The organism is Salibacter halophilus, assembly GCF_008806325.1.
In the GTDB taxonomy this organism is placed as follows: domain Bacteria; phylum Bacteroidota; class Bacteroidia; order Flavobacteriales_G; family Salibacteraceae; genus Salibacter; species Salibacter halophilus.
In genome coordinates this window covers 247,664-267,371 of the sequence record NZ_WACR01000004.1, presented here as the reverse complement: position 1 = coordinate 267,371, position 19,708 = coordinate 247,664, and the positions used below count along the sequence as shown (strand labels likewise).

10 protein-coding genes and 1 pseudogene are annotated in these 19,708 nt (G+C 39.9%); 1 reads left to right on the top strand and 10 read right to left on the bottom strand.

The window, feature by feature from the left end; genetic code table 11:
* Window positions 1-143: 143 nt before the first annotated feature.
* The 8 genes and pseudogenes from F3059_RS06000 to F3059_RS05965 all read right to left on the bottom strand — a co-directional run bounded on the left by F3059_RS06000 (window position 144) and on the right by F3059_RS05965 (window position 9,887).
* Window positions 144-797, bottom strand: a pseudogene (locus F3059_RS06000) (IS1 family transposase).
* Between the two features lie 244 nt (window positions 798-1,041).
* Window positions 1,042-1,443 (bottom strand): hypothetical protein, encoded by a 402-nt coding sequence (locus tag F3059_RS05995; RefSeq protein WP_151167223.1) that lies wholly within the window; start codon window positions 1,441-1,443, stop codon window positions 1,042-1,044.
* A 1-nt stretch (window position 1,444) separates the two neighbouring features.
* Window positions 1,445-4,324, bottom strand: a complete 2,880-nt coding sequence (locus F3059_RS05990; protein ID WP_151167222.1) for an RHS repeat-associated core domain-containing protein — start codon at window positions 4,322-4,324, stop codon at window positions 1,445-1,447.
* A 142-nt stretch (window positions 4,325-4,466) separates the two neighbouring features.
* Window positions 4,467-5,084, bottom strand: coding sequence for a hypothetical protein (locus tag F3059_RS05985; protein ID WP_151167221.1), 618 nt, complete (start codon window positions 5,082-5,084; stop codon window positions 4,467-4,469).
* Window positions 5,085-5,094: 10 nt separating this feature from the next.
* A complete protein-coding gene (locus F3059_RS05980) occupies window positions 5,095-7,002 on the bottom strand; it encodes an RHS repeat-associated core domain-containing protein (RefSeq protein ID WP_151167220.1) in 1,908 nt (635 codons plus the stop codon).
* A gap of 367 nt (window positions 7,003-7,369) precedes the next feature.
* Entirely contained in the window at window positions 7,370-7,729 is a 360-nt protein-coding gene (locus F3059_RS05975; RefSeq protein ID WP_151167219.1) for a hypothetical protein, read from the bottom strand.
* Window positions 7,730-7,743: 14 nt separating this feature from the next.
* Window positions 7,744-8,187, bottom strand: a complete 444-nt coding sequence (locus tag F3059_RS05970) for a hypothetical protein (protein ID WP_151167218.1) — start codon at window positions 8,185-8,187, stop codon at window positions 7,744-7,746.
* Entirely contained in the window at window positions 8,178-9,887 is a 1,710-nt protein-coding gene (locus tag F3059_RS05965) for a LamG-like jellyroll fold domain-containing protein (protein WP_151167217.1), read from the bottom strand. The genes F3059_RS05970 and F3059_RS05965 overlap by 10 nt, the downstream gene beginning before the upstream one ends.
* 387 nt (window positions 9,888-10,274) lie before the next feature.
* On the opposite strand from F3059_RS05965, the gene F3059_RS05960 reads away from it, so the two are divergent.
* The gene (locus F3059_RS05960) at window positions 10,275-10,619 is read left to right on the top strand and encodes a hypothetical protein (protein WP_151167216.1); all 345 of its coding nucleotides are present in this window, start codon (window positions 10,275-10,277) and stop codon (window positions 10,617-10,619) included.
* 3 nt (window positions 10,620-10,622) lie between these two features.
* On the opposite strand, the gene F3059_RS05955 is transcribed toward F3059_RS05960, so the two are convergent.
* The gene (locus F3059_RS05955) at window positions 10,623-11,075 is read right to left on the bottom strand and encodes an energy transducer TonB (protein ID WP_151167215.1); all 453 of its coding nucleotides are present in this window, start codon (window positions 11,073-11,075) and stop codon (window positions 10,623-10,625) included.
* Window positions 11,076-11,099: 24 nt separating this feature from the next.
* Window positions 11,100-19,673 (bottom strand): RHS repeat protein, encoded by an 8,574-nt coding sequence (locus F3059_RS05950; RefSeq protein WP_151167214.1) that lies wholly within the window; start codon window positions 19,671-19,673, stop codon window positions 11,100-11,102.
* Window positions 19,674-19,708 lie beyond the last annotated feature (35 nt).

The following is a 19,708-nucleotide window of genomic DNA, read 5'->3' as shown; positions in this document are numbered from 1 at the left end:
AGACTTGCAACAAATAGTGACTTATTGAATTGCTGTGTTGAGCTACTGGAATTGATCTTTTATTGAGTGGACTTTAAGCATTGCAGAGAATTGAGCAGCTCAAACATATCAAAACGAATAATTGAATATTTCAAACATCTAGATTATCCCCAAAAGTAAATCTTAAGGCTCGCTGTCAACATTACTTTACTTCGCGAAAAACAAATTGTTCTCCTGTTCAGCCTTTTCAAATGTGTACGTAAAGATAAATTTAATCGTTAAACATGATTTGTCCCATATTGGCAGACACTGAGAATTCTATTCGGTACAGTTGAGTTATATAACCTGAGTCTATCAGTGTGAATCCTTTTACTCTTTGCGAGTAGCAGAGTATCTATTACTTTTTTTATCGTCACTTTAGTTCGATTCCCTACATTGAAAGCTAACACCTGTCTTGTATCTTTGCTAAGTGCTATAACGATCCATATTTTTCTCTTTTTAGAACCGATAAAAGAGCAGAGTTCGTCTACTTCATATTCTTTTCCAAATCCTATCATAGGTGACTTGATATCAGAAGCTACTGACTTTATTCTACTCATCACTGTATTGGTAGAGATACCTATTATCCTGCTAATGCTCCGTATTCCCAAACCTTCTTTCACATAAATTGTAATACGGCTATTGACATCAGCCATGTAAGCATGGTAAGAGTAATCTTCAATAAATGTACTCTTACATTTTTTGCACTGGTAACGCTGCTTTCCATATCTTGTTTTTCCATACCGGATAACCTCTGCAGTTTTACCAACACATTTGATACACGAGGTAACAGGAAGAAGCCATTTTAAGGTAGTTTTAGCGGTTAAAAGTTGTTGGGTGAGGTATAGATATATTTGAATTTGTTTCAAACATGTTCTTTTACTACTTGATAAGCTGCACTTTAAAGGAGTGAAACAAGGTTACCAACATGTTTGAGACATTACCGCAATTCGTGACCTACTGCATTAGTACACTTATTTTCAATCTGCTGCTTTTGCATACTAACACATTTAAGGTATTTACTTACCAATATACCTCTTTGTATTTGTAATAGGATTTTTCTTGATCGTAATCAAAAACATATCTACCCCATCTATTTTTAATTGGAAAAGAAGCAATAGTGAGACCACTATTAAAGTCAAAATCATGATTGTATTTTCTGTCTTCATTAATAAAAAAATCATAAAATACAATTCTATCTTCCTCAACTTCCCACTTACCTACATTATGAAAAATTAATTTATCATTTTTTAAATCATATATTTTTCTAATGTATTTGTTATCCTTTTTTAAAATTAATGAATCAGTCGTATTCTCACTTTTATATCTTACATAGGTTCCTGTAATATTATTATATACAAGTATTAAGATTATTGCAATAATCACGAACCCTCCAATTAATAAAACATTCTTAACTGTGCCCATTCTATTCATCTTGTTTAATATCAAAAATCATTATATAAGTTTGTCTAGTAGTACTCTCAGGAATATTTTCATTAGAATCATTGCTCCTATTTTTATTTACCCATTCAGATGGTACAAGTTTAGCTATCCAATAATAAGAGGATACCGATTTGCTATCCATAATAGTAATCACTAACTTATCTCCAGTATTATAAAAACTATAATTTGCCTTTCCTATCATCTGAGCAGTCATATTCTTACCCGACTTAAGAGCTCCTGGAATTCCAAATGAAGACTCATAAGCTAATTTCTTTGGCGCTCCTTTATCTAAATAATGCTTAAATGCATCTGCAAATTGGGGAGACTCCATTATTTCTTGAAGCATTGCTGGTGTTGTAATCAAACTATTCTCTGGTCCTGTTCCCTTTTTAAACTCTTCATAAATATTTTCCCAATCAATGCCTTCTGGCCTATGTATAAAATCTTTAATATTTTTTGAAGATGACATATAAACTCCAACACCTGTTTCTTGACTTTCAATATAAGTTTGTCCATCATGTTCTCCACCAGTAATATGTGTGAAATCTACACCTTTATCATCTCCAAGATCACTTACCTTGGTTGTTTTCACCGTTCCATCTTCATTTACTACTTTTTCATATTCACCAGCATTGTCGCCATTATGATCAATTTTGAGAATCGGATTATTATTAAATGTTACATACTCACTTTCCCATTCTTTAAAGATAGGGTCACGATTCCACCTTCTCCCTAACCTCGTATCATATTCCCAATACCTTGCGGTATTGTGATTTCCTTCACCTGCTATTTCATCGGTTTTGATTTGTCCATTAAAACCTCTGGAGTAATCAGGAGAATTGTATTTTCTGCTCAACATTCCAAAAGGATAATAATCCTGGTACGTCCGCACATCAGCAAGAATCTCATCACCTCTCTCGATCACTTCAACATTGTCAATGCTGAAGGTTTGGTTCGGTGAAGTGTACCACTCTATCTGGATATCTCCGTTAGGGGTGAACTGGTACTTGTGATCAGTGCCGTTGGTGAAGATTTCTGAGCTGATAATATTGTTGGTTGTGGTGTTTCGTATGCGCACGGTGATGGAGCTGCTGGCATCGGCCAGGTCAAAGCGCAACTCGTGACCTACTGATGGGGTGGTGTTTAATGACAGGGTTACATACCCGTTGCTTCCTGATGCGGTTAAATCACCATTGTTGGTGTTGACGCTGAGACCGCTCGATCCCCAGATGGTCATCCCGCCCCAGAAGTCGGTCGAGAAGTCTTCTTCGTGGATGGTTTCATTGGCAAAAAGGTAGCGGTTGCTCACCACACTTTGTACGTTGCCTAAGTGGTTGGTCAACTCGTACTGGCTGTTGCCGTAGTGATGGAAGTGTTGGCTGATTTGCTCGGTCTCTTCCAGTGCGGTAATGGTGATGGTGAGGTCTTCAAATTTATTGTAGCTTACTTTGGCGGCTATGGGTAAGGTGGCGTTTGCTCTGTTGGCGGTTACTTTAAAGGAGGTGTTGCTTACCCAAATTACATCCAAATCCGGTTCTGCACTTATTATTGAGCGCAAGGCTGAGGTCACGTTGGCCAGGTTTCCGGTTGTGGTGCAGGCTTGTGTGATGTGCTCAACGCTGTCGATATCGGTGTAATGGAATTTGATGCCGGGTGTGGATGAGAGTGAACTCCCCGAGAGGCTGATCATAAACTCAGAGCCTTTGGCATAACGGGTCAGGTGGTTCAACTGGTAATCATCCAATCCGTTGTAGTTATAGACTGTTGCGATATTGACGGAGTCGGTTTGTTTTTCCATACCGAGGCGTTGGTCACAATAAAGGTAATGTTCTTTGGCTACATGTGCAAGTTGATCACCGTCAACGGTGGTCTCATAGGTGGCCATGACCTGTCCGCTGGCATCGCGCCTGTAGTGGGTATAGCGCCACTCTGTAGCGGGTTCGGGGTCTCCGTTGTTGTCTCTTGGTTTTACGATTTTCACGATGCGGTTGCCGTTGGGATCGTAACGGAATTCTAAATCATCTAATGTACTGCCCGAGGTGCGGGTAATGGACTTTACTTTGTTGTTGATGGTCCACTCGATCTCGGCTATTTGGGCGCTGTCATCGCTGATCAAACGGCCGATGTCATCGTACTGGAAGTTACCGGGCTCGCTGCCGTTGAAGTCGTTTGAATAGGTGGAGCTGGCTACATCATCGGTTACCTGGTCGAGCTGGTTGGTTCCGCTGTTGTAGTGGTATTTCAGGTGGTCCATGCCGAGGTTGCCGGTTTGGTTCCCGTTGCGGCTCAGCGAGTCGATGTTGCCGTTCAGGTCATAGCTGTACCAGGTGTCGTAGGTCCCGTTTGAGCTGACTCCGGAGGACCAGGCGTTGGTTTCCTGGATGTTGTCATCGGCTGTGTAAACGGTTTGTGATTTGAGGCGGTTGATTTGGTCGTATTTGTAGTTTTTGAGTTGGATCTCCAGGCGGTTCTGATCGTGATCCAAAAGGGCGGTGACACTGGTGGAGATGTTGCCGTTGAACAGGTGGTTGATGTTGCTGTTCAGCGGAGACTGATCGGCTATGAAGTTGTCTTTTGACGGGTCGATGGCGGCATAGTCGTTTTCGTAATAGCCGAGTGAGAACCCGAATACGTCCTGGGCAAAACGGGCGTGTACATCGGGCTGGTTGGCGAGGTAACCGGTTCCCGTTTCTCCGTCTTTACCGGGATCGCGGGTTGTGTTGCCGGTGTTGCTGTTCATACTCTTGAGCCAGCCTTGTAGGTTGTAAAGTTTTGTTTCGGTCAGAACCGATGTCTGGCTAAAGCTGTTGGGTATGCTCGTGTTACCAACATATTTGATACACAAGGTGTAGGAAGAAGCCATTTTAAGGTGGTTTTAGCGGTTAAAAGTTGTTGAGTGAGGTATGGATATATTTGATTTATCTCAAAAATGTTCTTTTACTACTTGATAATCTGCACTTTAAAAAAGTAAAACAGGGCTACCAACATGTTTGAGACATTACCTCTTAATGTTGAGGAGGGAGAATCCATCTTTCTTCATATAAGGCTCCAACTCCTTTTATTTCAACGTCTATTATACTTTCTCTTTCTTCAGGGTTAAGTATATTATTAAATACCTGACTTGGAGCGGGATCATACTTGCCTCCTATAATTGAAAAAGTGAAATATTTAGAGCTAACATAAATACAATTAGTACTATACAGAATAATGCAATTTAATGTATTGGTATTTCTTTTTAAAGTTAAATTATAGTATTCAGATTTTTTGTCATATATGATACTATCGTTTTTTATTCCACTAAAAGAAAGTTCTTTTAGATTAGAAGAATGATGAATCAAAGTATCATACTTTAACTCAATATATCCTATCAAAGAATCTATATTACTACTTCCTCTATATCGCTTATTCTCAATGATGAATTTACTACAAACTTTATGATACCTGTCTTTTTTAAATTCTCTTATTTCTTTAACCTTTTTAGTGCATATTTTTTTGCTTTTATACTGTTCACCTATTTGAGGTAAGAATAAAGAGTCCTTAAACCAATTGTTACTCTCTTGAGATAATGAATAACTAGGAATCGATATAATAAACAAAAAGATTACAATAAGTTCATTTTTCATACTTCTCAAATTAATCGATAAAGGTTGTGCCTCCATGTCCACCTCCAAAAGTCTTAGCATTATTAAAAAATATGTATGTTCTTCTCTCTAAACCAATATGAGAATAAATCCTTCTTTGTCCATAATTCTGGCCTAAGCTATTTGTTAATTCTTGCCTAATCGAATTAATATTGGAAACAGTCAAGCCTGGTCGTGAAGCATTTGCAAATGCTAAATCTAAACTATTTCTAGCAATTCCCATAGGATCAAATGTACCTCCTAGATGAATATTTGGATCATAGCTCAACGAAGTAGAGCCTGGATCCCAAGAATCTGAATAAATATGATCAAGCTCATGGTACATAGTAAAAGCAAAACCAATAGTTTCAGATGTAACTGAATTTGAAATAAAATTTCTTTGTAACTCTAAAGTTTGATCCATATCAATGAACAAAGTCCCATTTCTATGACCTGACTTATCCGCATAATTGCTTGATTTCATGAAACGATTCCCATTACTAGAAAATTTAACCTTTATATTGTCTCTAGAATTAATTGCTTTCATCATTAAACCTTTTGCTAAAGCTGAAGCAACAGGCTTTGAAGATGATGTGGGAGTATTGCCTTCACGTCTACTGTAGGTTATATACCCGTTTTTTTCTATCAGGTTTAGGTTTGTATGTTTTCTTACATCTGCATTTAACTTTTTCATATACTCCTCAATTTTTCCTTTTCGAAAAGTTCTCGCAAACCATCCAAATCTTAATGTATCTCCTAATGGATCACTGAATAAAATAGGATTATTTGCAAATGTTGCATACCCACCAATAGAAGGATTAGGTTTAGGATCAATATTCCACCTTCTCCCTAACCTCGTATCGTATTCCCAATACCTTGCCGTATTATGATTTCCTTCACCTGCTATTTCATCGGTTTTGATTTGTCCATTAAACCCTCTGGAGTAATCAGGAGAATTGTATTTTCTGCTCAACATTCCAAAAGGGTAAAAATCTTGATAAGTCCTCACATCAGCCAGTATCTCATCCCCTCTCTCGATCACTTCAACATTGTCAATACTGAAGGTTTGGTTCGGTGAGGTGTACCACTCTATCTGGATATCTCCGTTAGGGGTGAACTGGTACTTGTGATCGGTGCCATTGGTGAAGGTCTCTGAACTGATAATATTGTTGGTTGTCGTATTCCGTATGCGTACAGTAATGGAGCTGCTGGCATCGGCCAGGTCAAAGCGCAACTCGTGGCCTATTGAAGGGGTCGTGTTTAATGACAGGGTTACATACCCGTTGCTTCCTGATGCGGTTAAATCACCATTGTTGGTGTTGACGCTGAGGCCGCTCGATCCCCAGATGGTCATTCCGCCCCAGAAGTCGGTCGAGAAGTCTTCTTCGTGGATGGTTTCGTTGGCAAACAGGTAGCGATTGCTCACGACACTTTGTACGTTGCCTAAGTGGTTGGGCAACTCGTACTGGCTGTTGCCGTAGTGATGGAAGTGTTGGCTGATCTGCTCGGTCTCTTCCAGTGCGGTAATGGTGATGGTGAGGTCTTCAAATTTGTTGTAGCTAACCTTGGCGGCAATCGGCAAAATGGCATTGCCTTTATTGCCTGATACGATAAAGGAAGTACTGCTACCACTCACCCATTCTACATCGAGTTCGGGTTCTATGTTGATCAGGTTGAACAGGTCTGCCGCTACACTCGGTATCGTTCCTGTTGTGGTGCAGGCTTGTGTGATGTGCTCAACGCTGTCGATATCGGTATAGTGGAATTTGATACCGGGTGTGGATGAGAGGGTACTGCCCGAGAGGGAGATCATAAACTCAGAGCCTTTGGCATAACGGGTCAAATGGTTCAACTCGTAGTCTTCGAGCCCATTGTAGTTGTACACTGTTGCGATATTTACGGAGTCCGGCTGTTTTTCCATTCCGAGGCGTTGGTCTCCAAAAAGGTATAAAAATTAACGGTCAGAACCGACAAAATTCTCCGTATTTATTTTGATTTTCAAAGCTTTAGTTCTCCACCAACACATTTGATACATGAGGTACAGGGTAAAGCCATTTTAAGGTGATTTTAGCGGTTAAAAGTTGCTGAGTGAGGTATAGATATATTTGAATTTATTTCAAACACGTTCTTTTACTACTTGATAATCTGCACCTTAAAGGAATAAAACAAGGCCACCAACATGTTTGATACATTACCGAATTTATTTCAAACACGTCCTTTTACTACTTGGTAATCTGCACTTTAAAAAAGTAAAATGAGGCTACCAACATGTTTGATAAATTACCAACTTATTCAATTAATTTAAAATTTTCTAATCTTATACCATACCTTGTTGGATTTATAGAGTCACAACCTGCTATGATCCTCTTTTCACTATAACTGTCATATAATCCATATATGAAACCTGTTTTACAATCACATCTTTTTAAACTTCTTCTAATCCTTTTTAAATCTTTTTTGGTCAAGCTTTCTATTCCTTCATATTTTTCTGTTAGAGTAGGCGCAATTTCACAAAGAGGTATATCATTTATTTTTGTGTAAAAAGAATCAATTTTATCATTATATTCTATTATATAGTAGCTCTTACTTTTTAGATTACAAGAAGATACTATAACTATAACAATAAATAATACAAATACTTTTCTCATAATACCATATTTTTTTACTCACCACTTATATTCAAACCTGGTGAAGAATCAAATTCAAATCTTAACCAGTTACTCTCATCAAAGGAACTAGGAGGCACTCCTTCATTTATAAGTTGCTGTCTAAGCCTTCGACCCCTATTCCAAAGAAGATTATTTAGCGTCACATTTCTCCCTATCGGAGTACCAAGCTGATCTTCAGACATATTAGTTGAGATTGTAATAAAAACAGAACTTAAAGAATTACTTATAATTCTATCAGCAGCATCTTTAATTTCATCGTTTGCTCTTTCTGGACGTTTATAATCACTTGAGCTAGATTTATAGGACGCTGATATACTAATAGTTACATGACGATGGTGGTGATGATGATCCATCTCATCATCAGGGATAGGTATTGGATCTCTAGCTATTTCTAGTTTGAATTCATTTTCTATGTGGTCTGGTTTTTTTATTGGCACTCTATGAAGAGGGGGTTCGTGTTTAAAGTTTCTTTTGATATAAAACCTATGTTTATCTTTAACTTTACTCTTGTGATCTCCCATGTTTCTAGTTGTGCCATTTTAAAATCAATAGCTCCTTCTCCAAGATTTGGGTCAAAATCTAAAATAAATTTATCTTTTTTTGTATTCTTATATTTTTCATTCCAATGTGCTTTAAAAGCTTTTAATTTTTTCCTGTAATCCTTATTAAAAAGTGCTTTAATATGAGTTCTTGCCCATCTCTTAACACTTCCCCATCTGATTTCATCACCTCTTGGGTCAGCATACAAAATAGGATTACCATCCATTGCCATGTATGGAGACATCCATGCTTGCATAACAGGATCAGTAGAGAACCACCTACCAAGTCTTGGATCATACTGCCTGAAGAAAGTCGTGTAATGGTTTCCGGTGCCTTTCATTTCGGGGTCGCCTTCCATACCATTGAACCCGTAGCGGTAAACATTTGAATTCCAGTTTCTACCCGGTGTTCGGCTTCCGTAAGGGTAATAGTCGGTGAAACTGATAATATCAGCTGCTAAGTATTCCTGTGTAGTGGTTGACCAGCCTGTAGAGGTGGAAACGGTTAAATCATGATTCCCCGATGAGTAGTCCGTTATCGTGGTACCGGTAGTTTCATTTACTTTCCAGTATCCTATCAGGTTTTTCTCTGATCCGCTGAACTCTCTATTCCTTGAATAGTCATTGGCTATTGTTGTATCTGGTCGTACTGCATTCCAAAAGCTCACTTCTTTAACACATCCGTTGAAGTAGCCTCCATCATATTGGGTTTTCCCTATTGTGAATGGCTCGTACATACTACTGCTGGTAAAGTTACCTGACGGGCTTACCAGTGAATCTTCTTTTACACCATCTACATACAGGCTCCAGTTGGTGCCATCTGTGGTTACGGCAAGGTGGTGCCACTGGTTATCGGTTATGTCTGTAGTACCTACCAGGCCGTACAAGCTTCCTGTTCCGTTTCGGCCTGCTGCACGGGCATTGCCGTGGTAAATTCCCAGTACCATGCCTTTCTCGTATGTATTGACGTCATAATAGGTTATCGCATAGGATGTACCGGGGGAATCGTCTGTGGTTTTTATCCAACCTGCCATGGTTAATTCATTGCTCAACCCGGCTGCAAAATACGTTGAAGAGGCTGACTCGTTGAGGCCATTTAAGCACAATCTGTTGTCCTGAGTAGATACTTTACGGTTGCTCACAACACTTTGCACGTTGCCCAAATGGTTGCTGAGCTCGTAACGACTCTTCCCGTAACGGTGATAAGCGTATTGCTTGCGCAGTGGTGAGTCTACTTCTTCTATGGTGATTTTTAGGTCGTTGACTTTGTCATAGCTTATTTGAGCATCTGTGGGCATGAAGAATTCGGTGGCGGTTACCACAAAAGAGGTATCGCTTATCCTGATGGTATCAAGCGGGTTGAGTATTTGACCGGCCACGCAACTCGCCAGTGACGCTATACTGCCGGTTGTATTGCAGCCTACGGTTGTATAATCAGAACCATTTTTGATACTGAAATGGAACTCTACGTTGGGTGAAGTGGTGATGGTACCGCCTGAGAAGGTAACCAGGTATTCACTACCGGTGCTGTAGTGCCTGATGTTGTCAAGGCTGTAATCTCCCAGTCCGTTGTATGTTCCTATATCACTATACCGCATCCGCTGTTCTTCTTTCTCTACTCCAAGTCGGTTGGAACCATAAAGATAAAAAAATTAACGGTCAGAACCGACAAAACTCTCCGTATTTATTGTGATTAACAAAGCTTTAGTTCATCACCAACACATTTGATACACGAGGTACAGGAAGAAGCCATTTTAAGGTGGTTTTAGCGGTTAAAAGTTGCTGAGTGAGGTATAGATATATTTGAATTTATTTCAAACATGTTCTTTTACTACTTGATAACCTGAAATTTAAAGGATAAAAATAAGACTACCAACATGTTTGAGACATTACCCTTTTATTAATAAAAAGAAATCATTAAGATTGATCCTCATTTTAAATGGTTAATCTCTTATTGAAAAATTGAAACAAAATTTAAGGTAAAGATGAAAAAGAAAAATATCATTACTGCAGTATTGTTATTAAGCTTCATCATAATAGGATGTAGTGAAAAAAAACATAAAATTAAAAATCCTGAATATACATTAGCAATTGTCATAGATATTAAAAAGGAGCATTGGGGTAGAGGATTTTACAAACCTCATGTATTTTATAAGTTTGAAGTAAACGGCATTTATTATGAAGGTGATTTTGAATCTGATCAAATGGAACGCAGCTACACCTCTAAATACTCTGTCGGTGATAGTTTATTAATAAAGTTTAACAAAAAAAAACCAATGGAAAATTTATTTATTAAACGAACATATGCAAAACCTAGATATGATGATTAATTATTATAATATAAATCTCACTTCTTGTTCATATTTTACTTTAACAGGTTTACCCTTTTGAATTGCAGGTTTCCACTTTCCCATATTTTCAATAACCCTTTTTGCTTCTTCGTTAAAAACAGGATGATCGCTTTTTTTTATCTTTACTTGAGTAACTTCTCCTTCTGTATTAACAATAAAGCTGACAAGAACCTTCCCCTCTAAACCTTGATTTTTTGCTTCTAAGGGATATTTTAAATTGATAGAAATATATTGATTTAAACCATTAATCCCACCTGGATACATTGGCCAACTATCAACAATAGTAAATCCACTTACTTTTTTTCCATAAGGATTTATTTCTTCATAATCCGATTTTAAACTATCTTCATTGTCTTGTGAAAATGATGGCACAGAAAATAGCATTATTACTATAGAAATAATACCCCATTTTACAAAATCTGAATTTAATCTCATAATTCTTCTTTTTTATTGTTATATCTATTGGCTATTCTTGAGTTGCTTATATTCTTTTGCTTTTTGCTTCATCCAATTTCCCCTACCATGATATTTACCTACGTCTTTTCCTTTCTGAGTCTTCAAATATTCCGAAAAGTTTTTCGGAGTAGATAATTTTGGTTTAGGTGAAGAAATCTGAGATGGAATATTAAAAGATTTTGGAGAACGTATTTGATTTATTCCTCCACCTGTTAACATATCTGCCATCCCAATATATTTATCCATCAATAACATGTTGCCCAAAGTATGTCCATATTCTTTCCAATAATCATCAGCATTTAATATTTGATAGTTACCTCTTCTTTCTTGTGATAAAATAGCTCTAGCAATTGGGTTTGAGCTAGAAAGAGCTATTCTTCTTATCCTCAAGTCTGCACTATTATATATATAACCTGTTCTGTTATTAGAACTCATAGAAGGATTCTTAGTTGCATATACTATATCTGGTTTTACTGTTGCTTCAGGGAGTTGTTGTGTAAAGACTTCTTTTGTACCATCTTTCATGTAATGAACCGCTTCTCCTGTCTTTTCATCTATTGCATAACCTTCTTTACCTAAATACTTATCACCTTCTTTTAAATCTTTATCATCAGCACTAGTAACCTTATCATCCCATACTATTTTCGTATTCCCATTTTCATCTGTCTTCTCTACCCAATCATCCCTATCACCTAAAGGATCAATACGAGATATAGGGTTTCTACTCATTGGTACATAAGGACTTTGCCAAGGCATTGATATTGCTTCTGGGTCAACTGACCACCATTGATTAATTCTTGGATCATATTCTCTATAAAAGGTTGTATAATGATTACCTGTTCCTGATATTTCATCAACTTCTCTCATACCATTATATCCATATCCAAAGATTGAAGGATTCGTGTTACGCCCTGGCATGATCATCCCGCCAGGGTAATAATCTTTGTAGCTGATGATATCGGCTACCAGGCTTTCAAGCCTTTCAGCAACAATGATGTCATCCAGCCTGAAGCTTTGATTTATATTTGTGTGCCATTCTAATGTTACTCCACTACCTGTTGGTGTAAAGCTCATGCGTTGTGACGAGCCATTGAAAAATGTTTTACTCGCTATTTCCTGTCCTCCCTCAGTAACTTTTACGGTAATGGAATCTGCAGCATTGATGAGATCAAACCTCAATTCATATCCTGTGCCAGCTGTTACGCTCAGTGGGCGTTCTACACTTCCTGTTCCGTTTACTCCCATGTAACCATAACTGGTATTCACACTCACTCCATTTGCCTGCCATGAGTTAGGATAACTCCAAATGTCTGTTGAAAAGTCCTGGTAATAAGTTTTATCATCATCAAACAGGTAGCGGTTGTTGATCACACTTTGCACATTGCCCAAATGATTGCTGAGCTCGTAGCGACTCTTCCCGTAACGGTGATAGGCGTATTGCTTGCGCAGTGGTGAGTCTACTTCTTCTATGGTAATCTTTAAATCGTTGACTTTGTCATAGCTTATTTGAGCATCTGTGGGCATGAAGAATTCGGTGGCGGTTACCACAAAGGAGGTATCGCTTATCCTGATGGTATCTAGCGGGTTGAGTATTTGACCGGCCACGCAACTCGTCAGTGACGCTATACTGCCGGTTGTATTGCAGCCTACGGTTGTATAATCAGAACCATTTTTGATACTGAAATGGAACTCTACGTTGGGTGAAGTGGTGATAGTACCGCCTGAGAAGGTAACCAGGTATTCACTACCGGTGCTGTAGTGCCTGATGTTGTCAAGGCTGTAATCTCCCAGTCCGTTGTATGTTCCTATATCGCTATACCGCATCCGCTGTTCTTCTTTCTCTACTCCCAGTCGGTTGGAACCATAAAGATAGCGTTCTTTTACGGAATGACTCAAATAATCGGTATTTTGTGTTTTGGTTTCGTACACGGCCATGGTGTTTCCACTGGCATCTGTGCGGTAATGAGTATAAATCCATTCTGTTTCATCTTCGAGGTTTCCGCTGCCGTCTTTTGTCTTTTCAACTTTCATGATGCGGTTACCAAAAGGATCGTAACGGAAAGCTAAATCGGGTTGTGTACTGCCGCTTGTGCGGGTAATCGATTTTACTTTTCCGTACACGTTCCACTCGATATCAGCTATTTCAGCCTCATCATCGCTGATGAGCTGGCCTATTTCGTTGTACTGGTAGTTACCGCTGGAGGAACCTTCGTAATCATCAAAAGGTGTGCTGGATGCATTTTCTGTCACGTGATCCAGTTGGTTGGTTCCACTGTTGTAGCTATAAACCAAATCATCCATATCCTGGTTGCTACCATAACCGTGGCGGTCGAGGGTCATGATGTTGCCGTTTTCATCATAGGTTAGGCTGACATCGTAATCTCCGTTCGTGGAGGCGCTGGTCCAGTTGTTATTGGCTATCACGTTAGCTGAGGTGTAAACCGTTTGTGATTTGAGGCGGTTTAACTGGTCGTAACGGTAACGCTTCAGGTGAACATCGAGCGGCTCGTGGTTTTGATCGAGCAATGCCGTAACAGCATGGGAAATGTTGCCATTATACAGGTTGTACAGGTTGCTGCTCTGGCTGCTTTCATCAGCTATGAAGTTGTCTTTAGAGGCATCAATGGCTGCATAGTCGTCATCGTAATAACCGAGTGAGAAACCGAATACATCGCGGGCAAAGCGGGCATGAATATCGGGCTGTGAACTCATGTAGTCACTTCCTTCTTCTCCGTCTTTACCGGGGTCGCGGGTTTTGTCGAGCGTATTGCTGTTGAGGCTCTTGAGCCAGCCCTGCAGGTTGTACACGTAATCGAGTCCCTGTACTTTGAGCTCACCCAGTTCCTGGCGCCCGAGCGGACCGTGTTCGTAGTATTCGTAGTGGGCATCTTCTTCCCAGTATTCATTATCGGTACTGGTGTAAACGCGCTCAAGGCGGTTATCAGCATCGTACTCGTATTTGTGAAACCATTGATCTGGCTGACCTTTTTGATAGGTTACTTTTTTCACGTTGCCGCTGAGCAGGTTGTACTCGTAAGTGAGGCGTTTGAAATCCTGGTCCATTTCCTCCAGGTAGGTGTCTTCAGTAACCAGTTCTTTTACATTGCCGTGCATGTCGTAACGGAAATGAAGGGCATAATCATAGATATACGGGTATTCGTTGAAATCTTCTTCGTACGTTATGGTGCTGATACGCCCCCTGAGGAAACGGTTCTGACCATCAAAAATATCAGTTGTCAATCCCTGTAAAGGCTCGCTATAATAGGTGCGGGTTACTTCTACTTTACCGTATACTGTCCAATCGATACCGTTTTGGGTGGTGATATTTTCCGGGAACCCGGGGTCTGACAAGAAAGCTTTTTGATCGCTCTCTGAGAGATCCTCAAAAACAGTTCCCTGTGAAAGTGTGGCATACAACTGCCCTACTTCCTTTACTCGTCCGTAGTCATCATAAGTAGTATAACTGTAAGCTATTCCACTACCTGATGGGTTTTGGGTATTGGCTTGTTTTTCGTTTTGGCTCAGTACCAGTTGCAACTTATCGTTGTAATAAAAATGCGAGGTACCGCCATCAGGACTCTGTGAAGACACGAGTTTATTGATGCTGTTGTACTGGTACACGCTGCGCTGGGTGTGGTTGTTGCTGGTTATTCCTTTGTCCACACCTTCTGGCGGAACGGTTTGTACCAGGTTGCCGTCAAGGCCGTAGTAATAAAGCGTGGGTGAATGTTCCGTTGTCCCGTATTTCAGTACAAAGTTTTCATTAACAGCAGCACAACTGTCGCGGTAGCTATTCCTGAAAGCTGTTTCAATGGAATCCAGGTCCTGGGTATAGGTATTCACCGCTGTTTCAAAAGCTACTGATAAAATGTTTTTTGTACACGGATCTTGCGGTTCAAAATTATACCTGTCACTGCATATTTTGAGGTCATAGCCTCCACTACCATCACTCACAATTTTCTTGAGCAAGTCGTATGAGCAGGTTCCCTTCCACTCAAACGCACGTCCCCCAACGGTAATCCCCGTAATGACAAAGTCATTGACATTTCCAATGCTCAGGCTACTGATATCAGCATAAATATTCTGGAATAACAGGATACTATCGAGTGTAACGTCAGCAGGTGACATGGAACTGAAACTTATTTCTTTATCATAAGGGTACTGTGTTGTACCGTCCAGTTCAATCAAAAGCGAAGAAACATTGCTCCCGCTGATCGAAGCATCCACATTAAACAATGTATCAAAACCATACGGGTACAGAGTACTCCAGTAAAAATCCCAGTAGAGCGGTATTGAAAGTGGTGTCCCTGAATTATCATTCAATCCCTGCTTGTCGTATAACGCTTCAATTAGAGTCAGCATATCACCAGCCTGGGGACTAAGCCCGTTCGTGCCTAACTTTGAATCGTTTTGAAATTGCTCGCATTGTTGCATGAAAGCTGTAGCCTCACCGGGATCAACATTCATGCTTGTTTCATCTTCAAGGTAACTGCCAAATACAGCATAAACATCGGTCAGAGCCGTATCCGGGATAGGTTGTGAAAAGCCAACTTCCGTGAGGAATGTACTGTAATGGGTGGTTATCTCGTCACACGTAACACAATTGTCTTTACAAACAAACTGGCTGGTAAACGGAATTTCAAGGTTTGCGAGGTAGCCTGCGGGATCAGCGTCTGCTTCGGCAGCCTGGCAATTGCACACAATGGGGTTATAGCTTGGTAAGCTCACGCCTGTAACATGAGCAAAATACTGGCGCCCGGTCGTGACACCATCCGGTAATGAATCCACATTGTTCAAATGATTAAAATCACTTTCAATATCGAGGACAGTGTTACAGGCACATGTATCGAGTTTTGAGAACGGTATCTCTTCACGAAACTTATCCACAGAAGTAAACATATAAGGATTACACACAGCCGTACCTGATTCGAGCGAGCTGTAGTCATCTGCGTATTCTTCGAAAATCTCTTTGAAAGAAGACACTGTAGGAGTACTTATCCCGGTATTTATTTGAATACTTGTAGGCACAGTGTACACGACACTACCATCGACCTCTACATCATGAGGTGAGTTGGGCAGGGACTTGGTACCGAAAGCGTTTTCAGGAGAACATCCTGCACTGCAAAGCGCGATGAGGTCAGCACGCATATTGTCAATAACTGTTTGGTTTTGGGTACACTGTTCTATTTTATTTACCCATTCATCGGCAAGAGCACTGCAATTTGACTCACAACTGGATTTCATGTCGTCCCAGGCACTGTCAGGATCAGTGTCAATATCACTTAAATCGTCAGCCAGCTGCGGATTATCCAGGGTCTGATAGATATAAATACCACCGTAATAAGCAGGAATATTAGTCATTGTTTGGCAACTACCCAGTATTTCAGCATCAATCAGGCTATCCCTGAAAGCCAAATAGCGCGCCTTAAAGATCATCCATTCCTGATCCATTACACAGGTATCATCTCCCATATTATCCCCAATTTGATAATTGGGATCACCGTATTCGGCAGCAAATTCATAAAGCGTTCCTTCACCAGATCTCCACTCTTCAACAAAGCCTTGTAAATCAGAACCATAAGATTCCTGTAGTAAAGGATCATGAACCATGTGAGAAGCATGGTTTGTAGGTCTTACAAACTCATCGAAAGGAAAAGAGACATCAGCCGGATTGAGAAAACTGCCATCAGTTGAAGGAGCGTAACGGGCTAATGTTGCTTGCTCGTAGGTATGAATAGAACGCAGGTATCGATCGTATTCAAAAACATCAGCATAGTTTTCACAAGCTGTGAGGATACATTCTGCTTCATTTGGGAGTTCATTCTCACTTCGCACAAACTCGAAGATCGCTTCAGCCCACTGAGGCTGAAAAGATGTCACAAAATCTCCAACAGACATTTCATGTGGAGAAAGATCACCTGGCAAATAAAGTGTGCCGTCACTTTTCTCATATTTTATTTCCCTGTTTCTGTATGTTACTCCAAAATTATTTATGGAACTAAGAATTGATGAGTCTCCCTGTGCCACAATTACATTGTTGACACTGTCAAACGAAAACATTGCATAAGTTCCTCCCGGTCTAAAGCTCCTGATCAGATCATCTTTAACAGCTTCACAACGCGAGTCCTGCAACTCTATTCCATTAAGACAGAAATCGGCACACTCCTGTATAAGCGCATCATATTCACTTCTAACAGATGCTGTATCAAATGTTGAAGGGTAGGTGATGTTGTAAGTTGTATCTGCAAAAACTTCATATTCACCAGAAGTTCCTCCTTGTTCATATACAGTATCATAAGTAATTATCACCTCAATAGAAGCAGCATCACTAATTGCCTGGTTTACATACTCTTCTTTTGAGCCGTATTCTTCATAACATTCAACATAGCAAGGATCTGTGTAGCAGGTATCTGCCTCGCTCGCCACATCTCCCAGCACATCGATAAAATGATCCTCAAACTGCGGAACACACAAGCTGTTTTGCATGTAGTAATCAACATATTGTTCGAGCGCTTTTTCACTTGGTCTGAGGGTTTTTGTAATGGTAACCATTGCCCCGTAAGGGAGCGAAAAAGTTGTATCCGGTGGACTTGCTCCGGTAACCCCAAATTCATACAGCGTATCATTTGAGCAGTTATCAACCGGTGAAAACTGGCCAATAGTTGCATTGTCGTGGAGCTTAGTGTGCTCAATACCCGATACACATGAATCTTCATAGGTAACTTTTACATCAACCTCATAAACACAATCAAAACATACATTTTGATCACAGCCCCTGAATTGGGGAACATCTGCATCGTACCTCAGGATAAAATTCTCATTACCCGGCAAATACTTTTGAAACTGCACAACTAAAGCCCCATCCTGTTCCTGATTCAGGCTTATGAGATCAGCTTCCAGTGAAGCTGGTGCAACCGATCCGTCAACCGGTAATAAAGATTCGGGAACCTCTCCACCGGGCATACTGGCAATAACTCTTCCTTTGTAATCTTTCATCAGGTAAGAGCGCTGATTATTTTGATCGAAAACATGGTTACTCCTGTAGTACTGTTGATCACCGTGATCATTACTGTTAAAGTACAAGCCGAGATCACTATTGGTAACCATTCCGTATTTTATCTCAACAGCTCCCATTTCAAGGGGTTGAAACTCTTCGCCAAAACCACCTCCATATTCACTCAATCTTCCCGTTCTGTCAGGCATGTACCGTTTGATCAGGAATGGTGCACCCTGTGCATCAGGCACAAAAGCCTGCATTCCTTCTTTATCTGGATTATCAGTAGAATAATAATTTGCAGCACCATTACTGAGCGAACTACTCATGAGATTATATCCGTACTGGCATTGAGCTGTATCGTAAAAATTATCTTTATCAAAATCCTCATAATTGTAATGCTGACCAGTTGTTGATATATTAAGGTCTTCGATAAAGCTGAATTTTTGTTGATCAACAGGAGCAGGTAATATCTGAATAGCCGGTCTCCCCGCAGCATCAAAAAGCTGGGAGCTAGCCATCACTTTGTTCTCTGTATTGAGTGAACTCAAAGATTGCCTCTCCCTTGACAATCCATCCATGTAGCTGATTTGCTGGCCCTGATAACCATCATCAGCATAAACGATATTAGCGCTCCAGTTTTTTGAAGCCTCAAACCAGTCCTCAATGATATAATAAGCATTAGGCCCCATATTAGTGATAAAATCATTGAGACCTCCTGATGCATTGTCAGATCCTGAAACAACATCAGTGGTCCATTTACCTTCAACGTTTATTTTCAAAGAGTTTGAATCGTAATAAACGGGCCTGTAACGCATTAAAAGATACCCAGGGTCGTAAATAAGTGGTATTTGAGCGCGGTTCTGTTCAACTCTTATTCTCGTTGAGTATTCTTCAAAATCATAGTCATGCTGAATAATAGCAGTATTGTTTACTGTATCGACATAAGCCCATTCTACATCATAAGCTTCAGCTCCCTTTATAAAAGGCCATGATAAATAGAGTTTATCACCCAGTTTGTTGTGATTCATATTAGAAGAAGCTGGAATAAAATCAATGTCATACGCCTCATATCTTTCAGCTTCCACACTGGCATCCAGGTAAATATAATCTTCAATGTTTGTACTATCTGTTAAAGTAACATCAATTGAATAAGCTCCCGGAATGATCAGTACGTCACGATCATCATAACTCGTGCCAGCTACAGGATCGTAAGAGACAAACAACTCCTGGGATGTAATAGTATGAGAAACAAATGAAGTTCCATCCCATGTTTCATATTTCACTTCTAACTCTGCAAATGTTTCTGCATAAGAATGATGGGCACGCAATAAACTATGATCAATTCCCAACTCAACTCTACCGATTACTTCTTTGTCATAAAAAGTGTCTTCCCAGTTTGTAGTAGATTTAAAGTACATCAGCTTGCTATCCTCAACGTGGGTAGAAAAAACCTGCATTGAATCGGGGTATATACGGCTATTAGCCTCTTCAATACCCGCAAATGATTTGCTTACAGATAACAGTGTAAATACACAGATCAACAATATTCTGGACTTGTAAAAAAGCTTGTCGTTCAACATAGTGTATGAGTTAGGTGAAAACTTCATTATTCGAT